Genomic DNA, 10,019 nt, shown 5'->3' with positions numbered 1-10,019 from the left:
GAAGGGTCACCTGTTTGCGTTTGAGGTCCAGATCCAGGATGGAAGTGAAATGCCTGCTGAGATCCACGACCATCCCCTCCCCTACGCATTGACCGGCCAGGGAGGTGCCGGCAGTCCTGGGAATCAGACCCAGGTGGTTTTCATCAGCAAAGCCTATGATCTTTTTCAGGTCCTCTGTATTGCTGGGATAAACAACAGCTGATGGCAATTTTCTGTAGACCGAGGCATCCGTAGCATACAAACTTCTCGTAAGTAAGTCTGTATGCAGGGAACCCTCAAGGGAAGACGCTAATTTTTCAAAGGGAATTTCAGGCAAGAAACTGAGGTTTTAAAGGCATAAAATTAAGTTATTCTTAACAGCGATACATCTTACAATCAGTAATTTTAACAATTAAAACTCCTAACTATGAAGGTATTCAAATTAACTGTATTTATTTTCCTCACGGCGACCTGTGCCTTGAGTGCTCAACAGATTTCCGATCACGCGCTCGGGCTGAGGCTTGGGGACAGCGATGGTTTTGGGGCTGAAATATCCTACCAGAAATCAGTTGCCCTCACCAACCGGGTTGAGATCGACCTGGGATGGAGAGACAGCCGGAATTACGATGCGTTCAAACTTACCGGGACCTACCAGTGGGTGGAACCCCTTGATGGGAATTTCAACTGGTTCTACGGCGTTGGTGGCGGACTTGGAAGCGTTGATTTTAACCGATGGCCTGATGAATTCGATGAGCCGGATGGCGGGCTCTTCCTTTTTGGTGCCGGGGTAGTGGGAATCGAATACAATTTTAATATTCCCCTTTTGATCTCTCTCGATTTCAGGCCTGAAATCGGGTTGATAGGGTACGATGATTTCTCAGATAATTTTGATTTCGACATCGCACTGGGCATCAGGTACCAATTCTGAGCCAGGTCCAAAAATTACAGAAGCCCTTAATCATAAGCATGTGTTAAGGGCTTTTTTATTGGCACCCTTATCAGTACCTTTGAGCCGAAAATTAGGAAACATGAGAATTTTTTACACGGCTTTCATCCTCACATTGACCCTTTGGTCCTGTTCATCCAAAAAGGATGGTTACATTATTGAAGGTTCCATAGGAGGAGAAAATACGGAAGGTACCGAACTCACGCTTAGAAAATACGGGGATAACAACCAGTTGATCACGGTAGATTCTGCCAAGGTCAACCAAGGGAAATTCGTCTTCGAAGGCCCCTCTGCGGAGAGTCCTGAACTACACTATATCTTTTTCGGCCAGGGGCAGGAGAATATTCCCATCATCGTGGAGAATGGGGATATCGAGATCAGCGCTCAGCGCGACAGCATCGGGTTTGCGAGGATAGGCGGGACACTGCAAAACGAACTCTTTTACGACTTTCTTAAAGGCAGCCGGGTGTTGAGTCGGAAAGCTTCGTCCATGAATCAGGATATGAGGAGGGCGCAGGCCAATAGGGATACGGTGACCATGAATTCCCTCAGGGAGGAGTACTTCGAACTGATGGAGGAAGCCAAGGGATACGAACTCGATTATGTAAAGAACAACCCCAATGCTGTGGTATCTGCCCTGATCATCTACAGAATCCTGACCACCAAAGCCAAGACGGTCCCTGAGGTGCAGGAATTATATGAGGGCCTTTCTCCCGAAATTAAATCGAGCAGCACAGGTGTAAAGATCAAGGAGACCCTGGATCGGGAATCCAGTACCTCTATCGGGTCTAAGGCACCCAATTTTTCGGCCCCATCTCCCGAAGGGAAGGAACTGGCTCTGAACGACGTTCTGGGTAAGGTGACCATTGTAGATTTCTGGGCGGCCTGGTGCAGACCCTGCAGGGCTGAAAACCCCAATGTGGTCAAGGTCTACAACAAGTACAAGGATAAAGGCCTGAGTATCCTAGGAGTTTCCTTAGACCGTAATGAGAAGGACTGGAAGAAAGCCATTGAGGATGACGGATTGATCTGGCATCATGTCTCCAATGTCCAGTACTTCGATGAGATCGCCAAACTGTACAATGTGGATGCCATCCCCGCCACCTTTATCCTCGATGAAAATGGGATCATCGTAGCAAAAGATCTAAGGGGAGCTTCCCTGGACCAGAAGATCGGAGAACTATTACAGTAGATAAAAACTAAAAAAAGAAAACCCTGATGTCGCCATCAGGGTTTTTTTATGCTTTTAAATCACCCTTTAAAATTTATTTCGCACATCCTCGAAATTACCCGAAATAGTGACATTATTCCCGAGCTTGACGTCACCGAAGATGTTGACGACAGACTGCTCGCCAATGAATTCCAGGGTAGAATCATCTGCCAGGTCGAGATCTCCGTAGATCGTCAGGTTTCCCTCTATTCTCAGGGTTGCCCCCTTTTCTACCTTGATTTCTTTCTGCTTCTTATTGCTTCCTACGCTAAGCGATCCGTTCATCTCCATGATCGCATCATCCTTTACATCCACATCATTGATCACCGTCCATGATCCGCAGAGGAGAAGCGCTCCTTCTACCCTTATGCTATTGAAACTTTTGGCCCCACTGAAGCCTACATTTTCACCCTGGTTGATCACCAGCTTGCTGGATCCATCGTATTCGGGTAGTGTTGCACACTGGGCCGCAAGGCTCAAGGACAATCGATTCAGTTTTATGATCTGAAGCCCTTCCTGTCCTGAAGCGGCAAAGGCATAGTCGCCCCGTGTTTGCACATAGTTGATGGAACCACCCAACTGAATCACCCCATAAGGTTGGGCTGTATCCCCTTCGTCATTGGAAACGGAAAGCCCAGCCCCACCATTGGCCATCAGGACCATGTCGCCGTTGATGCCTACTGCATTGTTTACGACATCTCCTAATGGGGGTTGTTCAGGGTCGATGAGGATGGGAATATGTTGTATAAGCGTACCGGTCTCATATGAGTATACCCCGGCACCCTTATTGCCTTCAGCCACAATGATCTTTTCCCCGTCAAAATCTACCGTCCTTTTGGTGTACAGGCCAAAATCCGAATCGATTGGGATTTCCATTTTGGGGTTGAGGTTATTGTCCAGAACCCGGATCCCTAAATCGGCATCGAGTACTGCCAGCCTGTTCTCGAACAGGGCTAATGATCTCAGATCCATAAAGGCTTGTTCTTCCTTGACAACCAGGTCTTCGGTATCGTAAACTACCACACTCCCGGCTTTTCCACTGGTGACATAGGCCTCATTTTTGTCAATGACGATGTCCGTGGCGTTATCCCCTTGCTGGAACCCGTAGATCACCCCGGCATCCGAATCCATCACCCCGTCAAATACCGGGATCTTAGTAATAAAGGAATTGGATGAAGCTGTAAAGGAGGCCGTTGCATCGAGTCCACCCACCGCATAGAGGAAGCCCTCGTGGTATTGCAGGGAATTGATGTCGGCATTGGTATAGACAAGCCTTGAGGTTACCTGTGGATCGTTGGGATCTCTTACATCTATGATGTCGATGGCCCCTGCGTAATCCTCCCCAGCCGTGTTGTAAGCCACGTAGGCAAAGTTATCTTCCACATAAACATGGGCTGCCGTAAGTGAAGTGATGGGGCCAAAGGTCGGAGGCTTAACCTGTCCGATCATCGTCATGGGGTAATTTCCCGCAGGTTCTTCCATGGCTTTAGACACCCTTTTCCCGGAATAATTCTGGTCTATGGTGATATCGATGACTCCGGCATTATCAAAGGAGACGCTCGCCGACAGGGCCACAGGGTCATTTTCCTCTACGATACTCTGTCTTTGTTCGTCAATAAAAATGCTGGTCTCGTCGCTGCAGGAACCGAGCAAAAGAATTCCAAAAAAACAAGAAAAAAGTATTGTTCTTCTCATCAGCAGGTGCGTTATGTCAGTATTTTAGGGCCCTACTAGAACGACCTGAATATCAAAAAAGTATGGAAGGCAGGGAGAATTTAGGTTGAGATCCGAATTAATCGTTGAAGGTTCCTTTTTTCAGGCTGATCGGGTCTGTAATTTTAAAGTTTGCCCATTTTTTCCAGGACAAAGAGCACCAGAATCGGTAAGGCAAGCAATAGGACCATAAGGGTGTCTGTGACCAGGAGTTCTGGTTTGAAGAGAAGCGTAGTGACATATCCGCCTACGGCCCCACCGAAATGGGCTGTGTGACCGATATTTCCCAGCCTGGTTTTCATACCGTAAATGGAATAGAGCATGTATAGGATCCCCAGGATATAGGCCGGCAATGGGATGGGAATAAACATAATACCCAGTTGCATGTCCGGTTGAAGCAGGATGGCAGCATAGAGAATACCTGTGACGGCACCGCTTGCCCCCACGGCACTGTAATATGGCTCCTGCCGGTGAAAAAATAGAGCCAGGAGACTGCCCGCCAGTAAACTGATGAAGTACATCAACAGGAATTTGGTGGCTCCAAACCAGCGAATCACCACATCGGCAAAGAAAAACAGGGTAAACATATTCAGGAACAGGTGGCTTAGGTCCACGTGAAGGAATCCTGAAGTGACCATCCTGTCTTTTTGACCGGCACGGATGGCGGTTATTCCAAATTTATACCGTTCAAAAAATAATCGATCATTGAAACCTTTCAGCGAAACCAATACGTTTGCAGCGATGATCGCCAGGGTAGCCCAATGTAGGTTCATAGGAATGCCTCTGTGTTGAGAGGGGCAAATATAACTATATTTGCACATAGTCTAGGTGCATGCAATTACTCGTTTTCCTGTTGGCCTACCCTGTCCTGAGGCTGATATCCATCCTTCCAAGACCTTTGTTTTACGGCTTTTCAGACCTCGCCTTCGTCCTGGTTTTTTACTTGGCCAGATACCGGAGGAAGGTGGTCCGGGAGAACCTGAGGCTCGCCCTGCCCGAGCGCTCCGAGTCTGATAGGGACAAAATAGAGAGGGAATTCTACCGACACCTTTGTGACCTTTTGCTCGAAATGGTGAAAACCATGCACCTTTCCAAAAAGGAGGTCGCCCGGCGCTACAGGATCAAGAACATCGAATACCTGCGTGCCTTAGAAAAGGAAAGGAGCGTCCTGCTTCTCTGCACCCATTTCGCCAACTGGGAGTGGAACACCAGTATCAATAATTACGTCTCATCAAATGGGTTTGCCATTTATCAAAAGATCGGAAACCCGTATTTTGACCGTCTGATCAGGAAGATACGAGCCAAATGGAATACAGAGCCTCTGGAACAAAAAGAGACCGTTAAACGGATCATTAAAAACGAAAAACAAGGGATACGAGGGGTCTACGGCATGGTCAGTGACCAATCGCCCATGATGAGCAAGGCCCAGTACTGGAGCGAATTCATGGGAATAAAGGTTCCCATCTTCGTAGGGGCTGAAGGCCTGGCCCGGAAGCTGGACCTGGCGGCTGTATTCCTGAAGGTGACCAAGGTAAAGAGAGGGTATTACGAGGCAGAATTTATCCCCATTGCGGAAAAGGGGAGCTCTACCGAAGAACATGAAATCACAGAGCAATTCCTGAGACTGGCCGAGAAACAGATCCGTGAAAAACCCGAACACTACCTCTGGACCCACAGACGCTGGAAACACAGAGGCAAGGCCCCGGAAGACGCAGGAGTATCTATTCAGGCAGGTTCCTGATCTCCTCTATGATCCGTCCGGCAAGTGCGTCGGCCTCGTCCTGTGAGGGCGCCTCGGTGTATACCCTGATAATGGGCTCGGTATTCGACTTGCGCATATGCACCCAGGAATTTTTAAAGTCGACCTTCAACCCATCAATCGTGTTGATCTCTTCCTTTCTGTACTTGTCTTCCATCTTTTTCAGGATGGCATCGACGTCTATGTCCGGGGTAAGTTCTATTTTTTTCTTGCTCATGAAGTAGGAAGGATAACTCCTCCTCACTTCACTCACTTTCATTTTGCGCTCTGCCAGCAGCATCAGGAAAAGGGCTGTGCCTACCAGGGCATCCCTCCCGTAGTGGCTCTCGGGATAGATGATCCCCCCGTTACCTTCTCCGCCTATGATGGCGTTGGACTCCTTCATCTGGGCCACGACATTCACTTCGCCAACAGCAGCGGCTGTATAGGTACCCCCGTGCTTCCCGGTGACATCCCTCAGCGCCCTTGTAGAGGATAAGTTGGAGACGGTATTCCCAGGTGTTTTCCCAAGCACATAATCTGCGCAGGCCACCAGGGTGTATTCCTCCCCGAACATCTCCCCGTCCTCAGCTATAAATGCCAGTCGGTCTACATCCGGGTCGACAACAATACCCAGGTCCGCTTTTTCCCGAATCACGAGGTCGCAGATATCTTTCAGGTGTTCTTTGAGCGGTTCAGGATTATGAGGAAAATGACCATTGGGTTCGCAATAGAGTTCAATGACTTCCACGCCCAGTTCCTTCAGAAGCTTAGGCATTATGATCCCTCCGGTAGAGTTCACCCCGTCTACTACCACCTTAAATTTGGCCTTGGCTATGGCGTCCCTGTCTACGAGCGCAAGGTCCAGTACCTCGTCTATATGGATATCAAAATAAGAATCATTTACCGTCAGTTGGCCGAGTTCGTCTACAGGGGCAAATGTGAAATCCTCCTTCTCAGCCAGGGCAAGGATGGTCTCCCCTTCTGCCGCATTGAGGAATTCCCCCCGGGCGTTGAGCAATTTGAGTGCATTCCATTGTTTTGGGTTGTGACTGGCCGTCAGGATGATCCCCCCATCTGCCTTTTCGAGGGGTACCGCGATCTCTACCGTCGGGGTGGTGGACAAGCCCAGATCCACTACATCGATCCCCATCCCGACCAGGGTTGAGGCTACGAGATGCTGGATCATCTCCCCTGAGATCCGGGCGTCCCGGCCTATTACTACCTTTAGTTTTTTATCGGGTTGCTGCTGGATAAGAAAAGCTCCGTATGCCGCTGCAAATTTAACAGCGTCCAGAGGTGTTAAGTTATCTCCTGTCTGGCCTCCAATAGTTCCACGGATGCCGGAAATGGATTTGATCAAGGTCATTTACACAAAAGTTTTTGCAAATATAAACGTATAGGCGGGTTTCCTTTCTCCTTCTTTGTAAATTCGGGCAATGAATTTTCTGGCACATATTTATCTGTCTTTTGGCGATGAGGAAGTCAGCATCGGAAACTTTATCGCAGACAGTATCCAGGGAAATCGATTCAAGCACCTGCCGGAGAAAATACAACAGGGTATTGTGCTTCATCGGGCCATCGACACCTATACAGATGCCCACCCCATCTACCGGAAAAGCAGCAGGAGGCTGCACAAAAACCACAGCCATTTCAGCCGGGTGATCGTGGATGTATTCTACGACCATTTCCTGGCGGCCAACTGGGAACACTACTCAAAGGAAGGCCTCGAGAATTTTGTTGGAAGGTTTTACACACTTCTGAAGGAGCACTACGAGATCCTTCCTGAGCACACTAAACACCTGATGCCCTACATGATCCGCGATAACTGGCTGGTCAACTACGCCCATGTGGAAGGTATAGACCGGGTTCTGAAGGGACTCTACCGACGGACCGGCAGGAAAAGCAATATGGACAGGGCTGCCGAAGACCTTCTCCAACACTACGACGTTTTCAAGGAAGAGTTCACCCTCTTCTTTGCGGATTTAATTATCTTTTCACGAGAAAAATTTGAAAACATCACCAATTCTTCCTCAGAATGAGACACCTCCATACCCTTAAAAATAACGTGTTAAACCGGACCTTGATTTATGGCGTACTGGCCCTGGTCCTCATATCAGGCATCCACTGTCGGCGGGCACCGGCCACACCTACCGGAATTATCACGGAAAAGGCGATGGTCGTATCGGCCAGGGAAGAAGCATCCGCCATAGGTGCCGCCATTCTGGAGAGTGGAGGCAATGCTTTTGATGCCATGGTCGCCACCGAACTGGCCCTGGCAGTGGCCTATCCCTATGCAGGTAATCTGGGGGGAGGCGGTTTTATGGTGTATCGAAAGAATGACGGAGACGTAGGAGCGCTGGACTACAGGGAAAAAGCCCCGCTTTCGGCAACTGAGGATATGTATCTGGATTCCCTGGGCAACGTCATCCCCGGGATGAGCACAAAAGGGGCTACCGCTGTTGGGGTTCCCGGTACCATCGCCGGAGTCTTTGAGGTCCACAGAAAATTCGGGAGCATCCCCATAGAGCGTATCCTTGATCCCGTGATTACCCTGGCCGAGAAAGGGGTGGTCGTCACCGAAAAACAGGCAGAGAGGCTGGAGAGGTACCGGGATCAGATCATTGAGATAAGTGGGGAAGAAACCCTGTTTTACACCAAATGCCAAAAAGGGGATACCTTGAAATATCAAAGTCTGGCCAACACCCTGAAAAGGATACGGGATAACGGAAGAGATGAATTCTACAGGGGAGAAACTGCCCGTAAACTGGCAGCTTTTATACAGGAAAAGGGTGGCTTTATCACAGAGGAGGACCTCGCTTCCTACGAGGCTGTCTGGAGGCAACCCATCATTTTTAATTACAAGGACCTCAGGATCATCAGTATGAGTCCGCCCAGTAGCGGAGGGGTCACCATCAACCAGATCTTCAGGATGATCGAACCTTATGACATCGGAGATTATGATCACAATTCCGGAGAGGCTATTCAATTGCTTACGGAGGCTTTCAGAAGGGCGTATGCCGATCGTAATTTTTACCTTGGGGATCCGGACTTCGTGGAGATACCTCTCGATTTCCTCCTGCAGGAAAGCTATCTCAGGGAACGCATGAAGGATTTTACCTTTGAACGGGCCACCAAGTCGGAGGCCGTTTCCCACGGGGCGGTCGAGATCCTGGAAAGTGCCGAAACCACCCATTATTCCATTGTAGATGCCATGGGGAACGCCATTTCCGTCACCACCACCCTGAATGGTGCCTATGGCTCCAAGCTTTATTGTGACGAACTGGGCTTTTTCCTGAACAACGAGATGGACGATTTCAGTTCCAAACCCGGGGTTCCTAATATGTTTGGCCTGATAGGGGCCGAGGCCAACAGCATTGCACCGGAAAAAAGAATGTTGAGCAGCATGACCCCCACCATCGTTGAAAAGGATGGGGCTCTGTGGCTGGTGGTAGGTACGCCGGGAGGTTCCACCATTATCACGGCAGTGGCTCAAACCATACTGAATGCCTATGAGTTCAACCTGAGCATGCAGCAATCCGTGGAAGCACCGAGGTTCCATCACCAGTGGCTGCCGGATTATATCATCTTTGAACCCGATGGGTTTCCGGAATCTACCAAGGACTTCCTGCGCTCCAGGGGTTATGAGATCAATGAAGGGCGCACCCCTGTGATCGGCAAGGTAGATGCTATTCGTGTTCTGCCTGACGGCCGACTCGAAGGAGGGGCCGACCCCAGGGGTGATGACACCGCTGTAGGGTACTAGTCTCTAACAAATTTAAAAGGGCATCCCCGTGAACAGATGGATCAAGCGAATTTTAGGCACATTAATTTTTATGGTCCTGCTCCTCAGCGGGATTTACTTCCTCTATTTCAATGATCCGGTCCCTGCCGGCAACGCTCCCGAACAGGCCGATGCTTTAGCCCGGGACATGTTAGACGCCCTGAATGCGGAGGCCTACAGGGAAACCCGTTATATCACCTGGACGTATCGGGGAGGGAGAAACCGGTACCGCTGGGACAAGACCATGGGGAAGGTGGAGATGAGCTGGGGGGATTATTCCGGGAGGATCGACCTGGTTTACCCGGATAGAAGTAGTGTAAAAGAAAACGGGGTAGTTCTGGAAGGGGAAAGGTTGAAGGAAGTTACCGAAGAGGCCATATCCAATTTTAACAATGACTCATTCTGGCTGGTGGCCCCTTTTAAGGTCTTCGATAAGGGTACAAAGCGGAGGCTGGTCGATTTGCGGGATGGCAGCACCGGATTGCTGGTCACCTATACCCAGGGCGGGGACACTCCCGGAGACTCCTATCTTTGGGAACTGGACAATGCATTGTTTCCGGTCAAATTCAGGATGTGGGTGCAGATCCTTCCCCTGAAAGGGCTGTCAGCCACCTGGGAAGGCTGGCAGAAGACAGAAAGTGGCTCCTGG

Annotated in this window: 10 protein-coding genes; 6 read left to right on the top strand and 4 right to left on the bottom strand. The window is 49.6% G+C overall.

What is annotated here, in order from left to right; all coding sequences use genetic code 11:
• On the bottom strand, positions 1 to 316 hold a 316-nt coding region (locus ABYP73_RS07940; protein WP_372973964.1), incomplete at its 3' end, for an FAD-binding oxidoreductase.
• A 90-nt stretch (positions 317 to 406) separates the two neighbouring features.
• Here ABYP73_RS07940 and ABYP73_RS07935 point away from each other — a divergent pair.
• Complete coding sequence (locus tag ABYP73_RS07935; RefSeq protein WP_372946387.1) at positions 407 to 907, top strand: hypothetical protein; 501 nt, start codon at positions 407 to 409, stop codon at positions 905 to 907.
• 100 nt (positions 908 to 1,007) lie between these two features.
• Entirely contained in the window at positions 1,008 to 2,117 is a 1,110-nt protein-coding gene (locus tag ABYP73_RS07930) for a redoxin domain-containing protein (RefSeq protein WP_372973963.1), read from the top strand.
• Between the two features lie 66 nt (positions 2,118 to 2,183).
• On the opposite strand, the gene ABYP73_RS07925 is transcribed toward ABYP73_RS07930, so the two are convergent.
• The gene (locus tag ABYP73_RS07925) at positions 2,184 to 3,830 is read right to left on the bottom strand and encodes a hypothetical protein (protein ID WP_372973962.1); all 1,647 of its coding nucleotides are present in this window, start codon (positions 3,828 to 3,830) and stop codon (positions 2,184 to 2,186) included.
• A gap of 143 nt (positions 3,831 to 3,973) precedes the next feature.
• On the bottom strand, positions 3,974 to 4,621 hold the full coding sequence (locus ABYP73_RS07920) for a rhomboid family intramembrane serine protease (protein ID WP_372973961.1): 648 nt from the start codon (positions 4,619 to 4,621) through the stop codon (positions 3,974 to 3,976).
• A gap of 59 nt (positions 4,622 to 4,680) precedes the next feature.
• Here ABYP73_RS07920 and ABYP73_RS07915 point away from each other — a divergent pair, with 59 nt between their 5' ends.
• Positions 4,681 to 5,589, top strand: coding sequence for a lysophospholipid acyltransferase family protein (locus tag ABYP73_RS07915; RefSeq protein ID WP_372945771.1), 909 nt, complete (start codon positions 4,681 to 4,683; stop codon positions 5,587 to 5,589).
• Here ABYP73_RS07915 and glmM read toward each other — a convergent pair.
• A complete protein-coding gene (gene glmM, locus ABYP73_RS07910; RefSeq protein ID WP_372973960.1) occupies positions 5,570 to 6,955 on the bottom strand; it encodes a phosphoglucosamine mutase in 1,386 nt (461 codons plus the stop codon). The genes ABYP73_RS07915 and glmM overlap by 20 nt on opposite strands.
• A 70-nt stretch (positions 6,956 to 7,025) precedes the next feature.
• Here glmM and ABYP73_RS07905 point away from each other — a divergent pair, with 70 nt between their 5' ends.
• From ABYP73_RS07905 to ABYP73_RS07895, 3 genes are all read left to right on the top strand, one after another.
• A complete protein-coding gene (locus ABYP73_RS07905) occupies positions 7,026 to 7,628 on the top strand; it encodes an ACP phosphodiesterase (RefSeq protein ID WP_372973959.1) in 603 nt (200 codons plus the stop codon).
• Entirely contained in the window at positions 7,625 to 9,352 is a 1,728-nt protein-coding gene (ggt, locus tag ABYP73_RS07900) for a gamma-glutamyltransferase (RefSeq protein WP_372973958.1), read from the top strand. The genes ABYP73_RS07905 and ggt overlap by 4 nt, the downstream gene beginning before the upstream one ends.
• A 28-nt stretch (positions 9,353 to 9,380) precedes the next feature.
• On the top strand, positions 9,381 to 10,019 hold a 639-nt coding region (locus tag ABYP73_RS07895; protein WP_372973957.1), incomplete at its 3' end, for a hypothetical protein.

This window comes from Muriicola sp. (assembly GCF_041567615.1).
In the GTDB taxonomy this organism is placed as follows: domain Bacteria; phylum Bacteroidota; class Bacteroidia; order Flavobacteriales; family Flavobacteriaceae; genus Muriicola.
Note: the sequence above shows the minus strand (reverse complement) of the source record. Positions and strands in the feature narration are given on the sequence as shown.

Excerpts from the sequence above, each read along its gene's own strand:
- ABYP73_RS07935 (WP_372946387.1), top strand. The coding sequence starts at position 407 with ATGAAGGTATTCAAATTAACTGTATTTATTTTCCTCACGGCGACCTGT.
- ABYP73_RS07930 (WP_372973963.1), top strand. The coding sequence starts at position 1,008 with ATGAGAATTTTTTACACGGCTTTCATCCTCACATTGACCCTTTGGTCC.
- ABYP73_RS07925 (WP_372973962.1), bottom strand. The coding sequence starts at position 3,830 with ATGAGAAGAACAATACTTTTTTCTTGTTTTTTTGGAATTCTTTTGCTC.
- ABYP73_RS07920 (WP_372973961.1), bottom strand. The coding sequence starts at position 4,621 with ATGAACCTACATTGGGCTACCCTGGCGATCATCGCTGCAAACGTATTG.
- ABYP73_RS07915 (WP_372945771.1), top strand. The coding sequence starts at position 4,681 with ATGCAATTACTCGTTTTCCTGTTGGCCTACCCTGTCCTGAGGCTGATA.
- glmM (WP_372973960.1), bottom strand. The coding sequence starts at position 6,955 with ATGACCTTGATCAAATCCATTTCCGGCATCCGTGGAACTATTGGAGGC.
- ABYP73_RS07905 (WP_372973959.1), top strand. The coding sequence starts at position 7,026 with ATGAATTTTCTGGCACATATTTATCTGTCTTTTGGCGATGAGGAAGTC.
- ggt (WP_372973958.1), top strand. The coding sequence starts at position 7,625 with ATGAGACACCTCCATACCCTTAAAAATAACGTGTTAAACCGGACCTTG.